The organism is Hyphomonas sp., assembly GCF_041689225.1.
In the GTDB taxonomy this organism is placed as follows: domain Bacteria; phylum Pseudomonadota; class Alphaproteobacteria; order Caulobacterales; family Hyphomonadaceae; genus Hyphomonas.
Genome location: NZ_JBDNGN010000038.1, coordinates 1 through 24,238 on the forward strand (window position 1 = coordinate 1; position 24,238 = coordinate 24,238).

The 24,238-nt window shown below is 60.0% G+C and carries 22 protein-coding genes and 1 tRNA gene; 15 read left to right on the plus strand and 8 right to left on the minus strand.

Annotated features, from left to right (window positions below; all coding sequences use genetic code 11):
* Positions 1 to 7: 7 nt before the first annotated feature.
* Positions 8 to 547 carry a hypothetical protein gene (locus ACESNB_RS03260; RefSeq protein ID WP_373003775.1) on the minus strand — a complete coding sequence of 180 codons (540 nt, stop codon included), beginning with the start codon at positions 545 to 547 and terminating at the stop codon, positions 8 to 10.
* Between the two features lie 63 nt (positions 548 to 610).
* Between ACESNB_RS03260 and ACESNB_RS03265 the strand changes: the two genes are divergently transcribed.
* On the plus strand, positions 611 to 1,222 hold the full coding sequence (locus ACESNB_RS03265) for a DUF2064 domain-containing protein (protein WP_373003778.1): 612 nt from the start codon (positions 611 to 613) through the stop codon (positions 1,220 to 1,222).
* Positions 1,223 to 1,226: 4 nt separating this feature from the next.
* Here ACESNB_RS03265 and ACESNB_RS03270 read toward each other — a convergent pair whose 3' ends face one another.
* The 5 genes from ACESNB_RS03270 to ACESNB_RS03290 all read right to left on the minus strand — a co-directional run bounded on the left by ACESNB_RS03270 (position 1,227) and on the right by ACESNB_RS03290 (position 9,492).
* Positions 1,227 to 2,624 (minus strand): sulfatase, encoded by a 1,398-nt coding sequence (locus tag ACESNB_RS03270; protein ID WP_373003781.1) that lies wholly within the window; start codon positions 2,622 to 2,624, stop codon positions 1,227 to 1,229.
* 18 nt (positions 2,625 to 2,642) lie between these two features.
* Entirely contained in the window at positions 2,643 to 4,760 is a 2,118-nt protein-coding gene (locus tag ACESNB_RS03275; protein WP_373003784.1) for a beta-glucosidase, read from the minus strand.
* A gap of 112 nt (positions 4,761 to 4,872) precedes the next feature.
* Complete coding sequence (locus ACESNB_RS03280) at positions 4,873 to 7,227, minus strand: TonB-dependent receptor (protein ID WP_373003787.1); 2,355 nt, start codon at positions 7,225 to 7,227, stop codon at positions 4,873 to 4,875.
* A gap of 122 nt (positions 7,228 to 7,349) precedes the next feature.
* Positions 7,350 to 8,039, minus strand: a complete 690-nt coding sequence (locus ACESNB_RS03285; RefSeq protein ID WP_373003790.1) for a TetR/AcrR family transcriptional regulator — start codon at positions 8,037 to 8,039, stop codon at positions 7,350 to 7,352.
* A gap of 58 nt (positions 8,040 to 8,097) precedes the next feature.
* On the minus strand, positions 8,098 to 9,492 hold the full coding sequence (locus ACESNB_RS03290) for an MFS transporter (RefSeq protein WP_373003793.1): 1,395 nt from the start codon (positions 9,490 to 9,492) through the stop codon (positions 8,098 to 8,100).
* Positions 9,493 to 9,667: 175 nt separating this feature from the next.
* On the opposite strand from ACESNB_RS03290, the gene ACESNB_RS03295 reads away from it, so the two are divergent.
* From ACESNB_RS03295 to ACESNB_RS03305, 3 genes are all read left to right on the plus strand, one after another.
* Positions 9,668 to 9,808 (plus strand): hypothetical protein, encoded by a 141-nt coding sequence (locus tag ACESNB_RS03295; protein WP_373003797.1) that lies wholly within the window; start codon positions 9,668 to 9,670, stop codon positions 9,806 to 9,808.
* Positions 9,809 to 9,893: 85 nt separating this feature from the next.
* Positions 9,894 to 11,027 (plus strand): PA0069 family radical SAM protein, encoded by a 1,134-nt coding sequence (locus tag ACESNB_RS03300; protein WP_373003800.1) that lies wholly within the window; start codon positions 9,894 to 9,896, stop codon positions 11,025 to 11,027.
* Between the two features lie 183 nt (positions 11,028 to 11,210).
* Positions 11,211 to 12,293, plus strand: a complete 1,083-nt coding sequence (locus ACESNB_RS03305; RefSeq protein ID WP_373003803.1) for a site-specific DNA-methyltransferase — start codon at positions 11,211 to 11,213, stop codon at positions 12,291 to 12,293.
* Here ACESNB_RS03305 and ACESNB_RS03310 read toward each other — a convergent pair.
* Positions 12,290 to 13,333 carry an A/G-specific adenine glycosylase gene (locus ACESNB_RS03310; protein WP_373003806.1) on the minus strand — a complete coding sequence of 348 codons (1,044 nt, stop codon included), beginning with the start codon at positions 13,331 to 13,333 and terminating at the stop codon, positions 12,290 to 12,292. The genes ACESNB_RS03305 and ACESNB_RS03310 overlap by 4 nt on opposite strands.
* Before the next feature lie 42 nt (positions 13,334 to 13,375).
* Between ACESNB_RS03310 and ACESNB_RS03315 the strand changes: the two genes are divergently transcribed.
* The 9 genes from ACESNB_RS03315 to ACESNB_RS03355 all read left to right on the plus strand — a co-directional run bounded on the left by ACESNB_RS03315 (position 13,376) and on the right by ACESNB_RS03355 (position 21,694).
* Complete coding sequence (locus ACESNB_RS03315) at positions 13,376 to 13,951, plus strand: DUF721 domain-containing protein (RefSeq protein ID WP_373003808.1); 576 nt, start codon at positions 13,376 to 13,378, stop codon at positions 13,949 to 13,951.
* A gap of 25 nt (positions 13,952 to 13,976) precedes the next feature.
* A complete protein-coding gene (locus tag ACESNB_RS03320) occupies positions 13,977 to 14,639 on the plus strand; it encodes a DsbA family protein (RefSeq protein WP_373003812.1) in 663 nt (220 codons plus the stop codon).
* A gap of 62 nt (positions 14,640 to 14,701) precedes the next feature.
* Positions 14,702 to 15,373, plus strand: coding sequence for a DsbA family protein (locus ACESNB_RS03325; protein ID WP_373003815.1), 672 nt, complete (start codon positions 14,702 to 14,704; stop codon positions 15,371 to 15,373).
* Between the two features lie 15 nt (positions 15,374 to 15,388).
* Entirely contained in the window at positions 15,389 to 18,850 is a 3,462-nt protein-coding gene (smc, locus tag ACESNB_RS03330; protein ID WP_373003818.1) for a chromosome segregation protein SMC, read from the plus strand.
* A 149-nt stretch (positions 18,851 to 18,999) separates the two neighbouring features.
* Positions 19,000 to 19,350 carry an AtpZ/AtpI family protein gene (locus tag ACESNB_RS03335; protein WP_373003821.1) on the plus strand — a complete coding sequence of 117 codons (351 nt, stop codon included), beginning with the start codon at positions 19,000 to 19,002 and terminating at the stop codon, positions 19,348 to 19,350.
* 17 nt (positions 19,351 to 19,367) lie between these two features.
* Positions 19,368 to 20,126 carry a F0F1 ATP synthase subunit A gene (locus ACESNB_RS03340; RefSeq protein ID WP_373003835.1) on the plus strand — a complete coding sequence of 253 codons (759 nt, stop codon included), beginning with the start codon at positions 19,368 to 19,370 and terminating at the stop codon, positions 20,124 to 20,126.
* A gap of 115 nt (positions 20,127 to 20,241) precedes the next feature.
* A complete protein-coding gene (locus ACESNB_RS03345) occupies positions 20,242 to 20,478 on the plus strand; it encodes a F0F1 ATP synthase subunit C (RefSeq protein WP_034737903.1) in 237 nt (78 codons plus the stop codon).
* Between the two features lie 72 nt (positions 20,479 to 20,550).
* Entirely contained in the window at positions 20,551 to 21,099 is a 549-nt protein-coding gene (locus tag ACESNB_RS03350; RefSeq protein ID WP_373003824.1) for a hypothetical protein, read from the plus strand.
* A gap of 13 nt (positions 21,100 to 21,112) precedes the next feature.
* The gene (locus tag ACESNB_RS03355; RefSeq protein ID WP_373003826.1) at positions 21,113 to 21,694 is read left to right on the plus strand and encodes a F0F1 ATP synthase subunit B; all 582 of its coding nucleotides are present in this window, start codon (positions 21,113 to 21,115) and stop codon (positions 21,692 to 21,694) included.
* A gap of 82 nt (positions 21,695 to 21,776) precedes the next feature.
* On the opposite strand, the gene ACESNB_RS03360 is transcribed toward ACESNB_RS03355, so the two are convergent.
* Positions 21,777 to 22,691: a toll/interleukin-1 receptor domain-containing protein gene (locus tag ACESNB_RS03360; RefSeq protein ID WP_373003829.1), complete on the minus strand. Its 915-nt coding sequence runs from the start codon at positions 22,689 to 22,691 to the stop codon at positions 21,777 to 21,779.
* A 147-nt stretch (positions 22,692 to 22,838) separates the two neighbouring features.
* Between ACESNB_RS03360 and ychF the strand changes: the two genes are divergently transcribed.
* Together ychF and ACESNB_RS03370 are read left to right on the plus strand one after the other, a co-directional pair.
* The gene (gene ychF / locus ACESNB_RS03365) at positions 22,839 to 23,936 is read left to right on the plus strand and encodes a redox-regulated ATPase YchF (RefSeq protein ID WP_373003832.1); all 1,098 of its coding nucleotides are present in this window, start codon (positions 22,839 to 22,841) and stop codon (positions 23,934 to 23,936) included.
* A gap of 212 nt (positions 23,937 to 24,148) precedes the next feature.
* Positions 24,149 to 24,238, plus strand: a tRNA-Ser gene (locus ACESNB_RS03370).

The following is a 24,238-nucleotide window of genomic DNA, read 5'->3' on the forward strand; positions in this document are numbered from 1 at the left end:
ACTATACCTAGTCCTCTTTCCAGAATGCCTCGGTTTCGAAATCCGCACTGTGAACCGCAATCAGGTATTGCTTGAACGCGTCCAGGTCGGTCACCCGGCAAGCATAATTGTCCGCCCGCTCGATGCCGAACGTCTCCAGCATCCCGTCGGGCGCATCATTGCACGACGGCATGGCAAATTCGTAGGTCGGCACATGGGTTGTGGCGTCCATCCTCATGTGGGCGACGAGGTATTGGTAGCTCACGTCCTGGTCATCATCATCGCGCATTTCAGCTTCGGCGAGGTAGACCGGATTGTCTTCGTTCGCGATCAGGACCTGGAAGCGGACGAATAGCGGCTTGTCGTCTTCATCCTCCGGGGGCGAAATCTCGTACACGCCGTCCTCATCCGCCATCACGATGCGGCAATCGTCGTCAAGACAGAGCACGACGCCATTGTACGGTAATGTGACTTGCTCGCCGGGCGGGATCAACGGCACCTCGCTGTAGAAACAGGCGGACAGCGTGATCAGTCCGATCAGGGCTGCAAGAATCCGGGACGGTAACATGGCATGTCTCCCTTGATTGATTTGGAGCTTTCCTCTGATTGAGGTCGAAAGTAAGGCCATGGAATGAAAAAAGCGACCGTCCTCATTTACGCCAAACCGCCGCGCATGGGCCTTGCCAAGACGCGGCTGGCAAAAGGACTGGGCCTGACCGAGGCACGCCGGGTCGCCCATTTCACCCTGTCCCGAACGATGCGGGCAGCCCTGTCGGGGCCCTGGACTCCCATCCTTTATACTGCGCCTGACGGCGCCCTTGGCGAAAGCCTTGGCGGCATCTGGCCGGCCCATCTTGTCCGTCGCAGCCAGGGCATAGGCGGGCTGACCGCACGGCTGGACCGTGGCCTGGCCGAATCGCCTCCCGGCCCGGTCGTGTTCATCGGCGCCGATGCGCCTGATGTGACATCCGCCCTCCTCCGCGCAGCCATCCGTGCCTTGCAGCGCCATGATGCCGTTTTTGGTCCGGCACGCGATGGCGGCTTCTGGCTCTTCGGGATCAATAAACGCGTACGCTCCCGGTCTCCCTTTGAAAACGTCCGGTGGTCCGGCCCGCACGCCATGGAGGACGTCTGGAACAATCTTCCGGCAGACGCCGCGGTTGCACGTCTGCCGACACTTATCGATATCGACGCGTCGGAAGACTGGCGCGACTGGAACGAGGAACGCTCGACCAACGGCTGACCGCCTAGTCTGCGCCGACCGCAACATCGCTGGTCAGCTGCGGTCCGATGGGCGCATCCGGGTTTGACGGCTTGAAGGGGTTGTAAGCCTCCCTCCTCATCGGCTCGATCTCTTCTCTCAGCTTGTTCACCTGCGCCAGAAGGTGTGCGGCCACGCCTGGTTGTTCCCGCATGAAGCTGAACCGCTCTGACGGGTCTGTGACCAGATCAAACAGCATGGTGGCGCCATAGACCTCCAGCGGCACATAAAAGTTACGGTAGTACTGGTTCAGCACGAGTTTGAACCGATCGTTCCGTATGCCGACGATATCGTCGCCATTGAAGAAAAAGAGGGTTTCGTGGATTGGCTCGGCCGCACCGGACAGCAATCCCGTGAGGTCCCGGCCATCAATCACGCGGTCGTCCGGCAATTGTGCGCCCGAAATTCGCGCAATCGTCGGCAGCAAATCAATCGCCATCGTCATCTGATCGCTAACGCTGCCGGGCGCAATTTTTCCAGGCCAGCGCGCGAGCATCGGCACGCGATAGCTGCCCTCATAAGTGCCACCCTTGCGATCACGCAAGCCGCCTGTATCGCCTTCAAACCAGGGGCCATTATCACTGGTGAAGATGATCAGTGTATTGTCAGCAATACCGGCGCGATCAACCGCATCAAGTATCTGCCCGACACCGCGATCCAGTTCCTCGACCACGTCGCCATAAAGCCCGGCTTGAGATTGGCCCGCAACCTCATCAGGCACCAGCAGCGGCGCATGCGGTGCATTCTCCGCCACATAGAGAAGAAATGGCTGATCAGCATGTGCCGCAATGAATTCTTCTGCCTCAGCCGAATACATCCGGGTCAGCTGCTTCTGGTCTGCCGGACTTTGGATGACCGTCTTGTCTTTGTAAAGATCGAATGGTTTCATGTCGTTTGAATAGGCCACGCCGTAGAAGGAATCGAATCCCTGATTTGTCGGCCAGAACGCATCATAGTGTCCAAGGTGCCATTTTCCGATCATCTTCGTCGCATAGTCGCGCGTCTTGACGATCTCGGCGATCGTGATTTCACTCGCGGACAGCCCGTCAGTCGATTGCGGATAGACAACATGCTGCATGCCGGTGCGGACCGGATAGCGCCCCGTCAGAAGAGCCGCGCGTGACGGTGTGCAGACATTTGAACCGGCATAGAAACTCGTCAGCTGAATGCCTTCCCGGCCAATCCGGTCGATATTGGGCGTCTTGATGAGCTCATTGCCATTCAGGCTGATATCCGCCCACCCCAGATCGTCCGTCAGGATGATAATGATGTTCGGGCGGTCAGATGCAGGCGTGTTCGTACTGGCACTGTTTACGTCCGCCACCGATGACCATGCAGAAAGCGACAATATTGATGTGAGAACAAGTGTCCGCAGATGGATCATGAGACAGCCTTTTCAAAGTTAGAGTTTCACCGAAACCTGCAGACGTTCAGCCATCAGGCTCGATCCACCAACAAGAATCCCGTGCGCCCCCGACTCCGTCTTCCACGTTGCCGTTTCAGGGTCGTACCAATCGAGGCCATCAGCCGGAACCCTGAAGCGAACGGTCTTTGTCTCACCGGGCGCCAGCTCGACTCGCTGGAAACCACGCAAGATCTTCTTTGGACGTTCTGCAGCAATTCCCGGCGGTGCCAGGTAGAGCTGCACCACTTCCGTCGCCGCATGTGCGCCATGGTTGCGGACTGAAACCTGGGCAATGATGTCGCCGCTTGGCGCACATCTCGCGCTCAAGGCGCGATACGAGAAATCGCCGTAGGTCAGTCCATATCCAAAGCAGAATGCGGGCGCGATGCCATCCCTATCCAGCAAGGCGTAGCCATGCCAATACCCGTAGTCGATTGCGTCGGCATTCTTGTCGAAATGCGGATAGTGAGCTGGGTCAGAGGCGACCGTAAACGGCAACTTTCCCGAGGGACTGACCTCCCCAAACACAAGGCGCGCCAGGGCGCGTCCACCTTCCATGCCCGAATAGAATGTTTGCAGCACAGCGCCGACCTTCGACACCCACGGGCCGAACAAGACGGCCGATCCGGCCAGCACGACGACAATCGTTCTCGGGTTTGCAGCAGACACGGCTTCGATCAGCGCGACCTGGCTTTCCGGCAGGGCGAGACTGTCGCGATCACCCCCGCGTGATCCGTTATTGTTTCCGGCGTTCGCACCTTCAAGCGCCTCGGCAATGTCGGCTGGGAGTACATCCTGACCGAGGTTCAGGTCGCCGGGAATGTATTCGCCCTCCTCATCCGCGGTGTAGCCGACGATGACCACCGCGACGTCAGCCGCAGATGCGGCCTGTGCGGCAACATCAACGTCGCTCTCATTGCCGCCCAGGATGACTTTCGATTCCCCTGCATATTCCTGCAGACCGCCAAGCGGGGTGATCGTGTAGGGGGCGCGCACGCGGGACGATCCATTATCGCCCGTGTTGGGCAGATCCGCCAGATTTCCGAAAACCGCCACGCAGCCGACAGTCGCCAGATCCAGCGGCAACAGGTCTTCATTGCGCAACAGCACGGCTGACTTTTCAGCCACCTCCAGCGCGAGCGCCCGGTGCTGAGGCGCCGCAACGAGTTCCAGCGGATAGTCTTCCAGTGGGTCTTGCGCACAAGCGAAGCGGTAATAGGTGTTCAGGATGCGTCGACAGGCCGTATCAACAACCAATTTCGCGATCTGTCCGTTTTCGACAGCCCCGATCAGCCTGGCTGCATAATGCACCGGTTCCGGATTCTCAATATCGAGCCCCGCCACGGCGCCCCAGGGCGAGCGCACACCCATGATCCAGTCCGAGTGAACGAACCCGTCAAATCCCCATTCATGCCGCAGAATGTCCGTCAGCAGCCGCTGGTTTTCACCGCAATATTCACCATTCAGCTTGTTGTAGGCGCTCATCACTGTTGCGCAGCCAGCTTCAAGAATACGTTTGAAATGGGGCAGGTAAACTTCCCGCAGCGCCCGTTCCTCGACACGCACATCAACTTTGAACCGGCAGTTTTCGATACTGTTGACCGCGAAATGTTTCACGGTAGCAGCGACATTGTGAACCTGAATGCCCTCCGACAAGGCGGCCCCCATCTCGCCGAGGTGGTATGAATCCTCGCCATAGGTTTCCTGCGCCCGTCCCCAGGCCGGATGACGCAGCAGGTTGACGCAGACCGCACCCGACAGGTTGCATCCCTGGGCCCTGATCTCGATACCCATGACCTCGCCGACACGGCGCTCAAGGTCTGTGTCGAAGCTGGCGCCGCGCGCCATCGTGCATGGGAACGCCGTGGACCGCCCGCGCGCGACACCGCGCGGGCCGTCGGTAAAGTAGAAGGGCGGAATGCCAAGGCGCTCAACGCCGCCGCCCGCACGATAGGGATCCGATCCCCAGACGCCTGATGCCTTGTGCAGCGCAAAGAAGCCGCGACCCGACATCATGGCCACTTTTTCTTCAAGCGTCGCTTCGACAATTACGGAGTCGACGAGTTGGCGAATGTCTTCAGGCGTCAACCCTTTTTGGGGAGAGAAATCGGTCAAGCGCGATCCTATTGGTTTATGGTCTCGGCAACATGTTTGAACTGTAAGTCAAAAACCTGCCAGCCCGTAAGAGGTACAGGCCGGCAGGCGTCTGGGAGGAAACCTGGTTTACTTAATAGTCGAGAGAGAGCTTCACGCCGAAGCTCTGTTCCGATTCAAAGGACTGGAACTGGGAATAGCCGCCCGTGTCAAATGCCTGGCCAACAATCGCTTCGACGAATGTCTCATCCGTCAGATTACGACCGAATATGCTGAGCGCGCCACGACCGTCCCAGAACTTCACACCCAGCTGAGCATCTACCAGCATATAGGCATCCAGCACGGTGTTCGGATCGTTGGTATTGCTCGAAATCGCATCACCACGATACTGCGCACCGACCTGTACGAATGCGTCAAGGTTCTGGGTCAGGGCGAAATCATACCGGGCCAGAGCGTTGATGATCCATTCCGGCGACTGGGCGAGATCCTTGCCATTCAGGTTCTGGAATTCGCCGCGTCCATCCGCGTTCGTATCGATGCAACCATTCGGTCCAACCGTCTGAAGCGCGTAGCAAGGCGCATCGGGAAAGTCCTGGAAGGTTGCGTGCGTGTAGGCAAATGACGTCGACAATGTGAAGCCATCAACAGGCAACAGTGTGATGTCGCCCTCAAGTCCATACGTCTCTACGCTACCCGCATTCGTCACCGAGAAAATCGACGTGCCAGATGGTCCCGGCACGAGGGCCTGCGCCTGGAAGTCTTCTATTTCAGATCGAAATGCCGTGAAATTAGTAACCAGTCGCCCGTCCATCGAAACGGCGCGGATACCCGCTTCGATCTGAACCGGCACTTCTGGTTCGACCATAGGAAGCGCGGTTCCACCGACTTGCGTTGCGTTGATCGTCAAACCCGATACGATGCCGGCCGACTTGTAGCCACGCGAGACCGTGGTGAACACGTTGACGTCATCATTGATGAAGTATTGCAGGCCAAGACGCCACACGACTGCAGTATCGTCAGTATCACCCGTCAAAGGTGATGCTGTGATGCTCTGGCCGGCGAATGGACCAACCGCGCCGGGCGTGATGCTGCGCGAGAGGCTGGCCGAAATGTCTGAGTTCAGTACGCGTAAGCCGCCAATCGCGGTCAGCTTGTCAGTCAGCGCGTACTCGGCCTGGCCAAACAGCGCCATGTTGGTTTCTTCAACTGTCGAGATAAGGTCCGTGCCCAACAGAAGACCGGGCGGCAGCGCGCCGAGCAGATTGAGGCCTGCCGTGCCGGACTGGGTATTGGTCTGATCAATTTCCTGATGGAAATAATAGGCGCCAACCGTGTATGTCAGGGCCTGGTCGCGCGGCGATACAAGCCGGAATTCCTGACTGAACTGGTTCTGGTCCAAGTCGGCATTGTTCACGGCAAGGAATGGCAGTGGGATCAGATCCGCGTCGTTATTGTCAAAGCTTTTCCATTCACGAATCGATGTCAGCGAGACAAGGTCAAAATCGCCAAACTGCTTGTTGGCTTCAGCATATACGCCATACGATTCCATCTCCGATTCGAAGGTACCGTTGGACGCGATTTGCTTGTTGTCCGGGCCGGGCTTGATGCCAACGGACGCAGAGACCGGGCCGATGACCTGAACGCCAAACCCCAGCAATCCTGTGCCGGGTCCTGGTGACGATACGGAGCGCAGCGTCAACGCGCCTGCTGACTGGTCACGTTTGGAATAGTCCGCGCCGAGCGTCAGGTCGAATGTGTCGGAGGAATCGAATTTGAGCTTCCCGCGGACGCCGAACTCATTGCGTTCGTTGACGTCGCTCTGCGGCGCGGCCGGGTTGATATTCGTTATATAGCCGTCGCGCGTGTTGTTGTATCCGCTCAGTCGCCCCTTCACACCATCGGTGATCGGGCCGGAAATGGCAGCAGACACCGATGTTTCGTTGAACGAACCATATGAAGCGTCGAATTCGGCAGCAAACTCGTCTGTAGGCTGTTTGGTGACAATCGAGATGACACCGGCAGAGGCGTTCTTCCCGAACAAGGTTCCTTGTGGTCCGCGAAGGACCTCGACGCGTTCGACATCAGAAAAATCTAAGATGCCCGCACCTTCGCGTCCAAGCACCACGCCATCGACCGCGATCGCAACGCTGCCCTCAATACCGATATTGAACAGGCTGGTACCAATTCCGCGAATGGTAGACGCCGATTGACGCGCGTTCAGGCCGGCATTGAAGCTCAGGCCCGGGGCTATGTATTGCAGCTGGTCAAAACTGTCGATCTGGCGCTCATCAAGCGCGTCCCCATCGATCGCCGTCACGGAAATCGGCACAACCTGCAGGTTCTGTTCGACACGCTGGGCGGTGATGGTCACGATGTTGAGCCGACGGTCGTCCTGTGACGACTCCTGCTCTTGCGCACCCACTGAAGGCGCCAGGCTCGCAAACGCCATAACAGCGATGGTCGCGCCTGAAAGAAGGCGGTTCTGCATTTTCGATTCCTCCCGAATGAGCCAGCTCACAATAGCTGGTTCTATTATCCAATCGGATAATATATTCGAAGACCCCCGTGTCAATCCATTATCCGAACGGATAACGGGTGAATTTATCCTTCTCAGCTGAGCCTTGGAGTTTTCGCCGCGTTTACAACGGAGTGATTGAAGAAGAGCTCGATGATCGCGTCAGCGTGGGCTTCAATCACCTTCGGGTCGGAGGTGTCGATCCCGTAAATCAGCTTCACCTCATGCCCAAGCATGAACAGGTACTGCGACACGGCGACAATAATGTACGTCATCGAATGGCGGGAAATATTAGGGTAGAGACCGTTTTTTACATTCTTGTCGTACAGCCATGTGCGGCTGTCATGATCTGGCTTGATGAAATTGTCGACCGCCCACCTGAGACGGTCAGAATCGCGAATGGATTCCTGCACCATGATTCGGGCATGCTCGGGATGGCGGGCACAATAGGCAACGTATCGGCGTATCCATGACTTGAGCTGCTCAAAGGCAGGCAGTTTGTCGTCACCTTCCGGGGGCGAGATTTCGTCATGCATCCGGATGAACAGGAATTCGACCGCAGACTTCCAGAGATTATCCTTATCGCCGAAATGATACTTGATGAGACCATGATTGACGCCAGCGGCCGCCGCAATGTCTCGGACAGTCGCGCCTTCAAACCCGCGCTCGGCGAAAGCCTCGAGCGCACACTCGAGTATACGCGCGCGCGTGCGGGCCTTTTGCTCAGCACGCGTTTCAGTTTTCTCGATCTTTTGAGCCAGCACCAATTTCTTTGTTTTGCCCATTCCGGAACCTTTTCATTACCTGTTTTGGATAATGAAATCCATTGAACCTGCCGATCCGTCAAGGCGTATCGTTCGTTTGGGGAACCAGGCTCCGCTTCCGGTTTCGCCAGTCAATCGCCCGAACCAGCCGCGCATGAAGGGGCTTGTCGACCGGATAAAACGCTATCAATGCCGCAGCACAAAAACTGCACGCAAACGGCACCAGCGTGCTGAGCAGACGCAAGCCCTGCACGGTGTCAGGCGCCTGCGCTTCGTTCGCCACGTAGCCAATCGCTTCGAGCAGGAATCCCAGCAATCCAATACCCAGGCCGGTCGCCGCTTTCAGCGCAAGCTGGTTCAGGCCGAACACAAGCCCTTCATCCCTGACACCTGATCGAAATTGCCCGTATTCGACCGTGTCGGGCAGCATCGACCAGAACGTCACCGCGAAGGCTGCGTTGCCAATACCCAGCATCACAAGCAGCACAAGGAATGGCCCAACGGTCGCGGGCGGCGCCGCGAAGAGCACCAATTGGGCCGTCATTCCTAAACCAGCTCCCAAGAGCCAGACCATTCGCTTCGAGAGCCAGCGCGAAGCAGCCATCCAGATCGGCACGCCCAGTGTGACTGACGCAGTCAAGGTGATCAGCGCGAGCGTGACGCTGATATCCAGGCCGGCGACGTAGAGAACATAATAGACCAGCGCTTTGCCGAAAATCGCGCCCCCCATTCCGCCAAGAACAATGGCTGAGGTCAGCAGCAGCAGGGCACGGTTCCGGGAAAGAAACCGCCACAGGTCGGACGGCGCAGATCGAAAACCGGGAGTGAGCTCCACACGCTCACGGGTCGCCTTGAACGTCGTCATGAACAGCGCCGTTGCGACCACCGCAAAGACAACGCTCACATAGAAAAACCCCACTTTCAGGTCTCCCCCGCCAAATCTGGCGGCGAAGGGCAGCATCACGAACACGGTGAACAGTCCGCCGGTTGCCGCAAACAGGATCCGGACACCGGCCAGCGCGCCGCGCTCACCACTATCCTGCGTAATCTTGGCCGACATGGCGCTGTAGGGCACTGACACCACGGTATAGCAGGTGCGAAACAGGATGTGGGCCGCCGCGGAAACCGCAACGATGGCACTCGGAAACAGCAATGGCGCGGCAAACATCAAGACAAAGCTCAAGGCGAGCGGAATTGCCCCGAAAAGGATGTAGGGTCTGTAGCTGCCGAAGCGGCTCCGGGTTCGGCTCGCAATCATTCCCATCGCCGGGTCCGTCACGGCATCCCAGAACAAGGGGATCGCAAAGATGAGGCCCGCAACGGCCGGGCGTATGCCCAGCACATCCGTATAGTAGTAGAGGAGGAAGAGGTTAAGCCCGGTATAGTAAAGGTTGAACCCGAAATCCGCGACGCCAAACCCGACGCGCTGGCCAACTCCCAGGCGGACTTTCGACGCCAAACTATTCTCGCTCATTCGCTTCAGCCCGGATTTTGTTATCCGTTTGGACAATGAAAATCCGACGCTGTCAATCAACTCCGGCGCGTTTTCGCTGCAGGCGACAGGCAAGAACAGAACGCATACCCGTCTCGGTCGTACAGTTTCATCCTGGTGATGAATTGGCCAGACGCGGATCTTTGACCCGTCGGCGATGCTGTTCAAGACATGGCCCGCCAATTCGCCTGCTCAGGATGCGCGCTTTGATATGGCAGATGTGATGGCGCTGAAAATGCCGGACCCCGTGCGCAAGATCATTACCAATTTCGACCCCCCCCCCCACACACAGGATTGATCGGGTGCGATCCATCCACATATTTTATACGACACGATAGAATTTGTTCTTGTTTTGTTCTGATGCTTGTGGGCACATGAGAACCATGAGAACCGGACAGAAACTGACGCCCACAGGGCGTGTCACACTGCTGGATACGAGGCAGGCTGCCGAGCGCCTTGAACAGCGCGGGCGCGGGGCCGCATCCAATCAGACCGGACGCTACGAACCCGCGACACGGCACGCCTTCGATGATGGCTGGGACGGGCTGGAAGCGCCGCCGTCACGCCCCAAGACGGAGCTGACGAAAGAGACCGCCCGGACGATCATCACGTTCAACAAGTCGCCCGACATCTCGTTTGACCGGTCGATCAATCCCTATCGCGGCTGCGAGCACGGCTGCATCTATTGTTTCGCCCGGCCCAGCCACGCCTATGGCGGACTTTCGGCGGGGCTCGATTTCGAAAGCAAGCTCTACATCAAGTCCAACGCGGTCGAACTTTTGCAACGCGAACTGTCACGTCCCGGCTATATGGCGCGCCCAATCGCGCTGGGCGTGAACACGGATGCCTACCAGCCGACTGATCGCGACACGGGCATCACGCGGGAATTGTTGAAAATCCTGGCCGCGCACAATCACCCGGTCAGCCTTTTGACCAAGTCCTCCCTGATCGAACGCGACATCGATATTATCGGCTCGATGGCCGAGAAGGGCCTCGCCAAGGTCGGCGTGTCGATCACGACGCTCGACCGTACACTCGCGCGGAAGATGGAACCACGGGCGGCGACCCCGGCAAGACGCCTTCAGACCATTCGCGCGCTGGCAGATGCCGGCATCCCGGTCACCGTCATGACGGCGCCGGTCATTCCTGGCCTGACCGACCATGAGATCGAATCCCTGCTTGACGCCGCCGCCGCGCATGGCGCCACTGGTGCAGGCTATGTGCTTCTTCGCCTGCCTTATGAGATCAAGGACCTCTTCCACGAATGGCTGGTCGCGCATGTGCCCGACCGGGCCGCGAAAGTGATCAACACGATCCGCGAAATGCGCCGCGGCCAGGATTATGACGCCCGCTGGTTCGAACGCGGAACCGGACGCGGCCCGATCGCGCAGATGATTGCCCAGCGCTTTGCGCGCGAAACGAAACGCCTTGGCCTCGATAATCCTCGTCCCGACTTGCGGACCGATCTTTTCCGACCGCTGGAAACACCGGAAGGCCAGTTATTGCTAGGTTTCTAACAGTCTATCCCCAGGAACCTCAAAAAAGCATCCACAGGGTTATCCACAGGCTTCCGAATCGGTTAGTTTCGTTTCCGAAACGAATTGGAGCGGCGAATGCGAGCGCGGGTAACCTTCTGGAAACCGGTGCCCCTCAGTGATTCGTTTTCACGAAACACGCGTTGCTTACACGGGGCTGGCAAAATGGAATTGAAAAGAAATACGATCATGCAGGGCGACTGCATCGATATCCTGCGGCGCCTGCCCGACCAGTCTGTCGATCTGGTTTTCGCTGATCCTCCTTACAATCTCCAGCTTGGCGGTGGGCTGACACGCCCGGACCAATCCGTCGTCGACGGCTGCAATGATGATTGGGACAAGTTCGACAGCTTCGACGCCTATGACCTGTTCACGCATGAATGGATGTCGGAATGCCGCCGCGTCCTGAAGGATGATGGCGCAATCTGGGTCATCGGCTCCTACCACAACATTTTCCGCGTCGGCACTGTGCTGCAGGATCAGGGCTTCTGGATCCAGAATGATGTGATCTGGCTGAAATCGAACCCGATGCCGAATTTCAAGGGTACCCGCTTCCAGAACGCGCATGAAACGCTGATCTGGGCCGGCAAGTCCGAAGCTTCGCGGGTCACGTTCAATTATGACGCCCTGAAAGTCTTCAACGAAGACAAGCAGATGCGCTCCGACTGGATCATCCCGCTCTGCACCGGCGGTGAACGCCTGAAGGACGCGTCCGGCAAGAAGGCCCACCCAACGCAAAAACCGGAAAGCCTGCTCTCGCGCGTGCTGCTGGCCACCACCAATCCCGGCGACGTGGTGCTCGACCCGTTCTCCGGCACCGGCACGACAGCTGCGGCGGCCCGGCGCCTGGGCCGCGACTTTGTCGGCATCGAACGCGATCCTGAATATGTCCGCCTGTCCCGCGCCCGCATTGCCGCCATCACGCCGATTGAAGGCGAGATGCTGGAAACCGAGCGCAGCAAGAAATCCCTGCCCCGCGTTCCGTTTGGCGCGCTCATCGACAATGGCTGGCTGAAGCCCGGCGACCGGCTGTTCTCACCGCAGCGCCGTTTCCAGGCCCGCATCCGCGTCGACGGCTCACTGACCACCGGCGCAGTATCGGGCTCTATCCACCGCCTCGGCGCCCATGTCCAGCAGGCACCGGCCTGCAATGGCTGGACCTATTGGCACTTCGAGACCGACAAGCACGACCTGGCGCCCATCGACCTGCTGCGCCGCCGCTATCGCGACGAGATGGGCCTCAACTAGGCGTCCGTCGTTGCAAGGCGAAACGCCTTGGCAAAGACCGTCGGCAATCCTTCAACGTCCCGGATGGGTGTCCACACCCCGTCCGGGCGTTTTCCGCTCAGGGCCGCGCGCTTCACGCTCAGCGTCAACGCAAAGTGCGTGAACACGTGACGGACGTCGCCGACCGCCTGCCAGTCGGCCTCGGCCGGCGGAGCCTCATCGGGGATTCCTGTCTTGGGCCAATCAGTACTCGGCAGCGCCAGCATCCCGCCGAGCAAGCCCTTGTCAGGGCGTCGCACAAGCAGGACCTCGTCGCCGTCTACCAGGACATAGGCACACCCTTGCCTCCCCCCTACCACCCGCTTGGCAGGCTTCATCGGATACCGTTCCGGCACCCCTTCCGCATGCCCCGCGCACAGGTCTGACAGGGGGCAAAGGAGGCAATTCGGCCGGGTCGGCGTGCAGATCGTCGCGCCAATATCCATCAGCGCCTCGGCAAATTCCCCTGGCCTTTCCTCGGGCACAAGTGCACGAACCGCCGCCGCAATCACCTTCTTTTCCGCCTGCCATTCGCCCTTCAGCGCCAGCAGGCGCGCAAACACGCGATCCACATTGCCGTCTACAGCTGCGGCCTGCTGATCGAAGGCAATCGCCGCGATTGCACCAGCCGTATAGGGGCCAATCCCGGGCAGTTTCACGAGCTCCGCTTCGGTCTCCGGAAAGCCGCCCAGCGCCACCACTTCGCGCGCGCATTTCAATAGGTTGCGCGCCCGCGCGTAGTAACCAAGCCCCGCCCAGGCCGCCATCACCTCCTCATCACGAGAATTTGCAAGCGCCCCCACATCCGGCCAGCGCTGCGTGAATGTATGAAAATACGGCGTCCCGTGCGGGATCGTCGTCTGCTGAAGCATGATCTCGGATAGCCATATCCTGTAAGGATCAGGGCGTTTTCCGACGGCGCGATCAGCCGGTGAAACGCGCCATGGCAAGTCGCGCGCATGGCGGTCATACCAGGCCAGTAACCGGATCTGGAGATCGTCGAATTTCACCTTGCCGGGCACGCGTGTCTTTTCCTCGCCATCAAGCCGTGCTTGTCTTGGGGAATGGTCACAAGATCAACCCTCGACCCGATTGAAGAGGCACGCGCGCGCGTGCGACTGCGTTACCAGCGGGCGCGAAAGGTGCATCCGGGCATCCCGCAAATCGGCCTCGCTGCCGAACGGCTTGGTCGCAAGGTTGGCGCGAAGAAGCTGCCCGCTGTGCAGTTGCTGCAGCGGCGCTGGCGGGAAATCGTCGGCGAAAAGCTCTATCCCTTCTGCCGGCCCGAGAAGATCACCGGCGGCAAGGATGGCCGGGTTCTGACATTACGGGTCATCCCGCAGGCCGCGCCCATCGTGCAGCACCAGGTCGAGACGATCCGCCAGCGCGTGTCCGTCTCGGCTGGCGGCGACATCATTGCCATCAAGATCGTCCAGGGCGCGCTAAATACCAGCGAACCGACCAAGCCGCGGCGCAAGGCGCCTCCCCTCACGGCTGCCCAGCGGCGGCAACTGGAAGAAAGCGTTTCCAGTATCGAAAATTCGGCCCTGCGCGCAGCGATTGTTGCGCTCGGCGCAGCTGTGCTAACAGCAGACGACTCGCCTACTTCGCCCGTATTGGACGCTGGTCCGATCAAATAGTCCCTATCCTTGAAGGCTCTTGCCCATGGCTCTCGTTTCCCGACCCTCTGCCCTCGTCGCGGTCCTCGCACTGGTGATCGCCGCCTGCGGCAATGCGACGGGCGATGATACCACGCCTGCCCCGGCTGAAGTCACGGCACCTGCCGTCCTCGGCCATGTCAAAGGAGTTGAAGACGCGCCACTGACGATCATAGAGTACGCCTCGCCGACCTGCTCGCACTGCAAGGATTTCCACGACAACATCATGCCAACCCTCGAAGAGAAATTCATCTCGACAGGCAAAGTGACGTTCATCTTCCGGGAATTCCCGCTGAACGATCTCGACGTCGCGGCTTATGCGATTGCGAACTGCGCTGGTGAGGACAAGTTCTTCGACGTGCTGGATGACTTGTTCGAACACCAGTCAGATATCTTCGCCGCCTCCAAGACCGGAAAGATCAAGGACGTCTTCATCGAAATCGCGGCCCGGCACGGCATCGCCGATACCAAGGCCTTGGATGCCTGCATCGCCAACCGGTCGATTCGCCAGCGCATAGCAGACACGATGATGACGGGCGACGCACTCGGTGTAAAAGCCACGCCGACATTCATCGTCAACGGTAAGGTCAAGCCTGCCGATGACGACGTGCGCAGCCCCGAAGCCTTTGAAGCGTATCTGAACGGAGAACTGCAAAAGATTGCGGAATAGACCGCCACTCACCGGATTAACGATTTGGCAACCAAGACGACTCAATTCTTAACGCGAAGGTTATGATGATGGAACGCATCTCCAGACGAACTGCTTTGGCCGCCGTTTCGGCGCTGGCGTTGGTTGCCTGTGGCAATAATGAAAATGAAAGCAGCGCAGCGTCCGGCAAGGGTCGAGCCGACCCGGCCGCCTTCGGTCATGTCATCGGTTCCGCAGACGCACCGGTCACCGTCATCGAATATGCATCACCCACCTGCCCCGCCTGCAAATACTTCCACGATACGGTCCTGCCCGTGATTAAAGAAAAATACGTCTCGACGGGCAAAGTACGCTTCATCTACCGTGAATACCCCGTCCACGACATCGACGTTCCGGTCTATGCGATGGCGCTGTGCACTGGCGACGCCAACTTTTTCAATGTGATGGACGATTTGTTCGAGCATCAGTCCGGCATCACGGATGCTGCGAGCAATGGTGTCTTGAGAGCCGCGCTCTTCGCCATCGGTCAACGCCACGGCATAACCGACGAAGCCACTTTTGACGCCTGCATGGCAGACGAGACGATCCGGCAACGCCTGAAGGCGACCTATGACGAAGCCCAGAAAGACGGTGTCGATAGTACGCCGACCTTCATCTTCAACGGTGAAATGTTTCGGTTTGAAGGCGATATCCGCGATGTCGAGGGCTTCTCAGCAAAGCTCGACACGCTTCTCGCCAACACGGCAGGACAATAAGCATATGAGGCTGGCATGCAGATAACAGAACTCCGCATCGCTGGCTTCAAGTCGTTTGTCGACCCGCAAACCATTCCCGTGGAACCGGGCCTCACGGGCATCGTAGGCCCGAACGGCTGCGGCAAGTCAAACCTGCTCGAAGCGCTGCGCTGGGCCATGGGCGCAAGCTCGGCCAAGGCGATGCGCGGCGGCGAGATGGACGACCTGATCTTCTCGGGCGCCCAGGGCCGGCCCGCGCGTGAAACCGCTGAAGTGACGCTGGTACTGGACAATTCCCAACGCACGGCGCCGCCGGAATTCAACTCGTCCGACACGCTGGAAATCGTGCGCAAGCTGCGGCGCGGCGCGGGCACATCCTATAAACTCAACGGTCGAACCGTTCGCGGCAAGGACATCCAGCTCCTGTTCGCCGACGCATCGACGGGCGCCAATTCCCCTGCCCTCGTGCGTCAGGGCCAGATTTCGGAACTCATCGGCTCGAAGCCGCAGAACCGCCGCCGCATTCTTGAAGAAGCCGCCGGCATCGCAGGCCTGAATACGCGCCGCCATGAGGCGGAACTGAAACTCAACGGCGCCGAGACCAATCTAGAACGCCTCACGGAAGTGTCCGCCGAGGTCGAGCGCCAGCTCGCCAGCCTCAAGCGTCAGGCCGGCAAGGCGCGCAAGTACCGCCGCCTGTCTGACGAGATCCAGGCGCTCGACGCCCTCGTCGCGCACCTGCGCTGGAGCGAAGCCAAACTCGCCTGCGACATTGCCCGCGAAAAACTGGAAGAGACACGCCGCGCCGTTGAAGACCTGACACGTCAGGATGCGGTCTGCGAACGCCAGCGCATCGAAGCCGGCGAAGGCCTCGGGCCGCTTCGCGAAGCTGAGAGCGTTGCGTCCGCCAAGCTCGGCCAGGCCCGCATCGCCCTTGCGCGGCTTGAAACCGAACGCAAGGTTGCCGCGGACGCACATGCGCGCCTTGAAGCAGAAGCCGCTCGCCTCATCGAAGACCTTGAGCGCGAACAGGCCGCCAAGAGCGAAGCCGAAGCGGCGACAGAGAACGCCCGCCATGAATTGTCGGCTTTGCCGGTCATGGATGAAGCGCGCAACGATGAAATCGAAGCGGAAATCCGCGCCTCGCTGGAAGCCGCACGCAATCGCCTGTCTGCCGCTGAAGAAGCAGCCGACGCAGCGCAGGAACAGCTCTCCGAAGTGCGCGCTCGCCGCAAGGCATCTGAAGAGAATGTCGGCGCCCAGACCCGCCGCCGCGACCAGATCACCACTGAGATCAATCGCCTGACCAGTGACATGGCGGGCCTTGAAGATGCCGTCTCCCTCGTTCGCAAGCTGAAAGATGCCAAGGATGCCGAGGAACAGGCCGAAACCGCGCTACACGAGGCTGAGCACGCCGTCGAAGCCGCCGAGGCAAAGCTAAACACAGCCCGCAAAGCTGAAACGCTTGCCCAGCCACCCCGCGACGCCTTCGACAAGGACGTGCGCGCGCTCGAAGGCGAAATTGCCGGCCTGCAAAAACTGCTCCACAAGCCCGATGGACCAAGCGCCCCGCCGGTCGTCGACCGGATCCGCACGAAAGACGGCTTTGAGAAGGCTGTGGCCGCTGCTCTGGGTGACGATATCGAGGCACCAACCGACCGGAATGCGGCGATGTTCTGGAGCGGCGCAGCCGCCGCAAGCCAGGCCTTGCCAAATGGCGCGACGGCCCTGAACACATACGTCGATGCGCCCGACGAACTGGCCGCGCGACTTTCCCAGTGCGGCGTCGTTGATCATGCCGAAGGTGCCCGCCTCATGGCTGACCTTAAGCCGGGCCAGCGCCTTGTGTCGCGCGAAGGCCATCTTTGGCGCTGGGACGGGTTCACCCGAACACCAGATGCGCCGGTAAGTGCTGCGGCCCGCCTCGAACAACAGGCCCGTCTGGAAGCCGCATTGAAAGAGATCGCGCCGCTGCAGGCGCAGCTTGAACGCTGCACGGCCGCACTGACAGAGGCCCGCGATGCCCGACTCGGTGCTGAAGAATCGCTGCGAGGCCTTCGCCAGACCATCGCGCCGGCCCAACGTGCCCTGAGCGAGGCACGTACGCGCGTGACAGAAGCGTCGCAAGCGTCCGAACGCGCTGCGATGAAGCGCGACACGACGGGCGAAGCCCTTGCCCGCGCCAACGCAGATCTCGCCGTCGTGAAAGAAGCCCTTTCGCTGATGTCACCGCAATCATCGGCAGATGAAGAATCGCGCCTTGAATCAACTCTGACACAGGCGCGTATCCGGGTGACCGAAGCGCGTGACGATGAAATCGAATCCCGTGGCCGGCTGACAGATATTACCCGTGGCCGCGAACAAGCCGCCGCGCGCCGCGCCGGTCTTGAGCGTGACGTCGAGACATGGTCTGCCCGTACGATATCTGCCAGCGAGCGTGTCCAGCGCCTGCTGGAGCGTCGCGCGACCGCGGCCGCAGAAGCGATTGCCGCGAAATCCCGTCCCGAGGAACTCGCGTCCGAAATCGAAACCATGTCTGCGGATGTTGAATGTCGTGAAGACGAGCGCAAACGGATTGCGGACCAGCTATCGGAGAAAGAAACCGCCGTTCGGGAATCCGAAACGGCGGCACGCCAGGCGGCGATTGCCGCATCCGAGGCGCGCGAGAGCTTCGCCGGATGGAAAGTCAAACTCGAGACAGCCGAAGCCCGGCTTGAGGAAAGCGTCGAGATCGCGCGCAACACGTTCCAGCGCACGCCTGAGGGCCTGCTGGCGATCGCCGAGGCCGGTCTTGATGAGACCGAGATGGGCGAATTCACGCCGCGCGATGCTGAACGCAAGGTCGAGGACCTGCGCCGCGATCGCGACCAGTTGGGCGGGGTAAATATGAACGCCGAGGAAGAAGCTGAGGAACTCGAAGAGCGCCTGGGTAGCCAGGTCAACGAGAAAGAAGACCTGACGGCGGCCATCGCCAAGCTGCGCGAGGGCGTCGATGCGCTCAATGCGGAAGGTCGCGAACGCCTGCTGGCGGCATTCGAGACCGTCAACGAGCACTTCAAGGCATTGTTCACCGCCCTGTTTCAGGGCGGCCAGGCTGAACTCCGCCTCGTCGATGCCGACGACCCGCTAAACGCGGGGCTCGAAATCTACGCCCAGCCTCCAGGCAAGAAGCTCGGCACGCTGGCCCTGATGTCAGGCGGCGAACAGGCCCTGACGGCAGCGGCGCTGATCTTCGCGGTGTTCCTGTCACGCCCGGCACCGATCTGCGTGCTCGACGAGGTCGACGCACCGCTCGACGATGCCAATGTCGATCGGTTCTGCAACATGCTGAATGAGATGCGCCAACGCACCGACACGCGTTTCGTGATAATTACCCATAACCCGGTGACGATGAGCCGGATGGACCGGCTTTTTGGCGTCACGATGCGCGAAAAAGGCGTTTCAAAACTGGTTTCTGTCGACCTCGAAGCCGCAGAACAGCTTGTTGCGGCGGAGTAGCGCAGACGCTCAGCCGGGAATTTCAATAAAAACAAGGTATTAAGTTTCTGCAATGGCGGTTGACTTGGGTCCCACCCCCTCATAGTTTGCGCCGAAATCCGGGGGTATCCTCGTCGGCAGGGAATCGCGGCTGCGGAGCGCTTTAAAATATGTCCAGTGAAGGTCCAGACGGCCTTGGTGATGAGATCGCCAGGGCAAGAGCGGCCCGGGCTGAACGTGAAGCGGTGAAGCAGAGAGCGACCAGAGCAGACGACGGAAGCATTTCGGCTGGGGCCTATGCCCTGCGATACGGTGCAGAATTTGGCACCTCCGTCTTTGTCGGTGGCTTTATTGGCTACTGGATCGACGTGTTCGCAGGAACGAAGCCCTGGGGCTTGCTGATCATGGGAGCTTTTGGCTTCGCGGCGGGCACACGGGCCATTATACGCGCCTATAAAGAGCTGAATGCTCAGGCGCTGAAACAGACACAGGAGCCACAGGCTCCGGAAGACGGGAATTAGGACGGATGAACCTGTTTATGCCAAGCGTTGCGCTGGATCCCATCCACCAGTTCAAGATCACCAAATGGCTCGACTTCAATGTCGGCGGCATTGACCTGTCATTCACGAACGCGTCCGGCTTCATGGCGTTCGGCGTCATCCTGACAATCGCATTCTTCGGCTTTGCCGCGTCGAAGGGCCAACTCGTGCCATCGCGCCTGCAGTCGCTGGCCGAGATCGGCTATGGCTTCGTCGCCGATATGGTCCGGGGCGCCGCTGGCGAGGAAGGCCTGAAATTCTTCCCCTTCGTCTTCACACTCTTCTTCTTCATCTTCTTCGCCAACATGATCGGCATGGTGCCCTACGCGTTCACCACGACCAGCCACATCATCGTGACGGCGGCCCTTGCCCTGCTCGTGATCTCGATCGTGATCGGCTACGGTTTCTACAAGAACGGCTTCAAGTTCCTGAAACTTTTCGCTCCTTCCGGCGCGCCCTTCATCATCTACTTCCTTCTGGTGCCTATCGAGATCATTTCGTTTTTTGCCCGTCCGCTGACCCTGTCGCTGCGTTTGTTCGCCAATATGCTGGCGGGACACATCATGCTGAAGCTTTTTGCCGGATTCACCGTGGGGCTGATTTCCGCTGGCGGCGCATATGTCGTGATCGCGCCTTTCGCGTTTGCCATGGGCGTCGCCCTGAATGCGCTGGAACTGCTCGTCGCTGGCCTGCAGGCCTACGTCTTCGCCATCCTGACATGCGTTTACCTCAAGGATGCGCTTCACCCAGCGCACTAGGAACCTCTTCGCCGGTGCGGCCACGTGGCCACACCAAACAGCTTGACGCCGCAGACGGAACACGCTTCACGAGCGGCACTTTGTAGAACCACAGCATTCCCATAAGGAGATCCCCATGGAAGGCGATATCACCCTCGGCCTTAAATACGTTGGCGCAGGCCTCGCAACGCTCGGCATGATCGGTGCCGCTATCGGTGTGGGCAACATCTTCGGCTCGTTCCTCGACGCCGCGATGCGCAATCCATCGGCTGCTCCGCAGCAGACCGGCAACCTCTTCATCGGTATGGCCCTTTCCGAAGCGCTCGGCATCCTGTCGTTCCTCGTCGCCATCCTGATCCTGTTCGTCGTCTAAGCTGACTTTGCTTTGGGGCTGGCGGCGCCGCCGCTGGCTCTCACGACTGGACACGAAACCGAGGACTTTTCGATGCTGATCGCATTGCTTGCAGAAACTGCGGCCCATGGGGCAGAACACGGCGCGGCTGGCAAACCGCCATTCCCGCCGTTCGAAACCTGGCACATGCCATCGCAGCTGTTCTGGCTGGCGGTGCTGTTCAGCATTCTTTACCTCACCATGTCGCGGGTGATCCTTCCGAAACTGTCGGATACGCTGGAAAAGCGTTCCGACCGGATCGCGTCTGACCTCGACCAGGCCGCGCGCCTGAACGACCAGGCAACGGAAGCCCAGCAGGCGCTTGAACTGCGCATCGCACAAGCCAAGTCCAAGGCGCGCGAAACGTCCGGCAAGGCTCGCGGCAAGATGGACGCAGAAATGGCGGCCGAAACGGCGCGCGTGGATGCGGAACTCGAGAAGAAACTGGCGGCCGCTGACACGCGTATCTCCAGCCTGCGCGCCGATGCGATGAAGAACGTCGAACAGATCGCAGTGGACGCGGCTGACGTAATTTTAGGTCGGTTCGGTGTGTCGGTTTCCAAGGCCGAACTGAAAAAAGCCGTTACCACGGCAATGGAGTAGCCCGATGCGGACGATGAAACACCTTCTCCCTTTGGGTACACTTTGCGCCATGACAGCGCTGCCGGCCTTTGCCGAAGCTGAAGGTCACGGCGAAGGCTTCATGGGTGGCCTGGCCTATTCGGCAAGCGACCCGGTCACCTTCGTTGCCTTCCTGGCGTTCGTCGTTTTCCTTCTGATTGCCGCCCGCATGGGCGCCTTCAAGACCGTGCTTGGCGGTCTCGACTCCCGATCCAGCGCGATCGCTGCCGAACTGGAAGACGCTCGCAGCCTGCGCGAACGCGCAGCCGAGGCGCTGGCTCATGCCGAACGCCGCCAACAGGACGCTGACAAGGAAGCCGAGGCCATGATCGATCAGGCCAAGGCAGACGCCAAGCAGATCATGGCAGAGGCCCGCAAGGACATTGCAGACCGTTTGGTGCGGCGTGAAGCGCTAGCTGAAGCCCGTATCGCCCGTGCTGAAGCCGAAGCCACCGAACAGGTGCGCCGCGCCGCTGCCGATGCCGCCATCTCTGCCGCCCGCCACATCCTCAGCGACGATACCGGTGTCGACCAATTCGAGGCCGCAGCGTGCGATATCGACCGCGCGCTGAGCTAGGCTTCAAATATACCGAACAAATGAAAAGCGCCGCCGGACTGCAATCCGGCGGCGCTTTTCATTTCGGGGACATCCAGACAGCTTATTCGCTCGTGTCGTTGATGATCGGTCCGGGCTGCAGCACTTCATTCATGAGAGACCGCGGGACCTGTCCAGACGGGCAGGTTGCAGCAACCTTCACGTCATTGCCGACAGCTGGCAACGTCGCACGCATCCCGGGCCCGATGGGTTGCGAGCGGAAAAACCAGGCAAGGACCAGCATGGCCAGGATGGCAAGGCAGATTGCGCCCATCGTCCCCCAACCGATACCAGTCTCCGCATCGGTTGCCGGTGCAGGTGCCACAGAGGGGCGCGCAGCAGCGGCGGCAATCGTCACGCCGGCAACCGAGCGATGCCCGTTTCCGTTCGAGGCCCCCTTCAGGGACGCCGCAGCGAGCGCAGCAGCGCTTTGTGCCGCCGGCGCAGGCGCAGGCTTCATGCCAAGGTCTTTTTCGCGCTGTGCCTTCGCATGGAGCGCCAGGGGGTCGCTGGGGTGCTCGGCCAACCAGTCGGCCCGTTCGTCTTCGTCCTTCGATCCAAAGCCCATCCATTCGCGCAGGTCGGAACGTCCATCCCGGCTGCCGAGTACTTCTATGGCCTGGTAGAAGCCCTCGGGCGTCTTGCGGGAGGTCATGCCCGCGATGGAAAAGCGTTTGGCGGTGCGGAACGGCTCATAGGGAATGGTTTTGTCGAGCGCGATCTGCACCAGCGTGCCCGGGCGGGAGTGCCCGACAGACGCGGCAGCCCTGACCCAGTCGCTCTTCACCGCGTTCTCAGACCACAGCACGAGCATGGATGTGGAGTTCGTCGCGTTGCGTGCGTCCTTTGCGTCGAAGGTCTCATCGACCTGCTTCTGGTTGAACCAGACCTTGAGCTTGAGGGCGCGAAGCCGCCGCGCGATCAGTTTCGCCGTGTCGCGATCTTCGTTCGCGGAAACCAGAAAGACGTCATATGCCATGGGGTCATTCCTGCAACTATTATGCCGAGAATAGCAATCCTCCCCTGCTTGGCCACCCAATTCCGCTCTCAGGCGACAAAACGGCCTGTTTTTATCAGCAAAATAGCGCTAAGGCCCCGCACAGACAGACAAGAAGAGGAGGCCGAAATGGGCTTCAAATGCGGAATTGTGGGCCTTCCCAATGTAGGCAAATCCACGCTTTTCAATGCGCTGACGCAGACGGCTGCTGCACAAGCGGCCAATTACCCGTTTTGCACCATCGAGCCCAATGTCGGTGAAGTGGCCGTGCCGGAGCCTCGATTGAACGAACTGGCCCGGGTTGCCGGCTCGAAAGAGATCATTCCGGCTCGGATGAACTTCGTGGACATTGCCGGCCTCGTCGAGGGCGCCTCCAAGGGCGAAGGTCTCGGCAACCAGTTCCTCGCCAATATCCGCGAGACGGACGCCATTATCTATGTCCTGCGCTGCTTCGAGAACGATGACATCACGCACGTGCGCGGCACGGTGGACCCGATCGCGGATTTCGAAGTGGTCGAGACCGAGCTGATGCTGGCCGACCTCGAAAGCCTTGAGAAGCGCAAGGCCGGTGTCGAGAAGAAAGCCAAGTCCGGCGACAAGGATGCCAAGGCCCAGGTCGCGCTGATCGACCTCGCCTTGGAGGAACTCAACGCAGGCCGCCCTGCCCGCAAGGCCAAGGTTTCGAAGGATGACCAGCGCGCCTGGAACATGCTGCAGCTGCTGACGTCCAAGCCCGTTCTCTTCGTCGCAAATGTCGACGAAGAAAGCGCCGCTACCGGCAACGCCCACTCGGTCCGCGTCATCGAGCGCGCCAAGGAAGAAGGCGCTGGTTGCGTCGTTTTCTCGGCCCAGATCGAAAGCGAACTCGCCATGCTCGACGAAGCAGATCGCGCCGAATATCTCGAAACGCTGGGCCTGGAAGAGCCGGGCCTGACGCGCCTCATCCATGCCGGGTACGACCTGCTCGAGCTGCAGACCTATTTTACCGTAGGCCCAAAGGAGGCCCGCGCTTGGACAATCCGGCGCGGCGCGACCGCGCCGAAGGCGGCCGGCGTCATCCATGGCGACTTTGAGAAGGGGTTCATTCGGGCCGAAACCATCGCATACCCGGATTTCATTGCCCATGGCGGCGAAGCGGGCGCCAAGGAAGCCGGCAAGATGCGCTCCGAAGGCAAGGAATACGTGGTCCAGGACGGCGACGTGCTCCACTTCCGTTTCAACGTCTAGGTCGCCTGTAGCCTCCGCCACCCTATATTCTCGTGAATTCGAGGTTCGATCGCCACGGTGTGGCTTTCGACGGGTGCCTGCGAGGCTGGGAGAGGCAGAAGCGTTGTGTTCGCAGCCGACGCCGGATCGGCCCCGGTCTCAGCTATCCTGAGTTTCACAGCACCGAGGGCTTGCGGTGCGGCGCCGGTTTCACTAGACGACTAGCTTCGTGCGGAGAGGTGGCCGAGTGGCTGAAGGCGCGCCCCTGCTAAGGGTGTATACGTTAACGCGTATCGAGGGTTCGAATCCCTTCCTCTCCGCCA

Coding starts and splice junctions, on each gene's coding strand:
- ACESNB_RS03260 (WP_373003775.1), bottom strand. CDS start 547: ATGTTACCGTCCCGGATTCTTGCAGCCCTGATCGGACTGATCACGCTG.
- ACESNB_RS03265 (WP_373003778.1), top strand. CDS start 611: ATGAAAAAAGCGACCGTCCTCATTTACGCCAAACCGCCGCGCATGGGC.
- ACESNB_RS03270 (WP_373003781.1), bottom strand. CDS start 2,624: ATGATCCATCTGCGGACACTTGTTCTCACATCAATATTGTCGCTTTCT.
- ACESNB_RS03280 (WP_373003787.1), bottom strand. CDS start 7,227: ATGCAGAACCGCCTTCTTTCAGGCGCGACCATCGCTGTTATGGCGTTT.
- ACESNB_RS03285 (WP_373003790.1), bottom strand. CDS start 8,039: ATGGGCAAAACAAAGAAATTGGTGCTGGCTCAAAAGATCGAGAAAACT.
- ACESNB_RS03290 (WP_373003793.1), bottom strand. CDS start 9,492: ATGAGCGAGAATAGTTTGGCGTCGAAAGTCCGCCTGGGAGTTGGCCAG.
- ACESNB_RS03295 (WP_373003797.1), top strand. CDS start 9,668: ATGCTGTTCAAGACATGGCCCGCCAATTCGCCTGCTCAGGATGCGCGC.
- ACESNB_RS03300 (WP_373003800.1), top strand. CDS start 9,894: ATGAGAACCGGACAGAAACTGACGCCCACAGGGCGTGTCACACTGCTG.
- ACESNB_RS03305 (WP_373003803.1), top strand. CDS start 11,211: ATGGAATTGAAAAGAAATACGATCATGCAGGGCGACTGCATCGATATC.
- ACESNB_RS03315 (WP_373003808.1), top strand. CDS start 13,376: ATGGTCACAAGATCAACCCTCGACCCGATTGAAGAGGCACGCGCGCGC.
- ACESNB_RS03320 (WP_373003812.1), top strand. CDS start 13,977: ATGGCTCTCGTTTCCCGACCCTCTGCCCTCGTCGCGGTCCTCGCACTG.
- ACESNB_RS03325 (WP_373003815.1), top strand. CDS start 14,702: ATGATGATGGAACGCATCTCCAGACGAACTGCTTTGGCCGCCGTTTCG.
- smc (WP_373003818.1), top strand. CDS start 15,389: ATGCAGATAACAGAACTCCGCATCGCTGGCTTCAAGTCGTTTGTCGAC.
- ACESNB_RS03335 (WP_373003821.1), top strand. CDS start 19,000: ATGTCCAGTGAAGGTCCAGACGGCCTTGGTGATGAGATCGCCAGGGCA.
- ACESNB_RS03340 (WP_373003835.1), top strand. CDS start 19,368: ATGCCAAGCGTTGCGCTGGATCCCATCCACCAGTTCAAGATCACCAAA.
- ACESNB_RS03345 (WP_034737903.1), top strand. CDS start 20,242: ATGGAAGGCGATATCACCCTCGGCCTTAAATACGTTGGCGCAGGCCTC.
- ACESNB_RS03350 (WP_373003824.1), top strand. CDS start 20,551: ATGCTGATCGCATTGCTTGCAGAAACTGCGGCCCATGGGGCAGAACAC.
- ACESNB_RS03355 (WP_373003826.1), top strand. CDS start 21,113: ATGAAACACCTTCTCCCTTTGGGTACACTTTGCGCCATGACAGCGCTG.
- ACESNB_RS03360 (WP_373003829.1), bottom strand. CDS start 22,691: ATGGCATATGACGTCTTTCTGGTTTCCGCGAACGAAGATCGCGACACG.
- ychF (WP_373003832.1), top strand. CDS start 22,839: ATGGGCTTCAAATGCGGAATTGTGGGCCTTCCCAATGTAGGCAAATCC.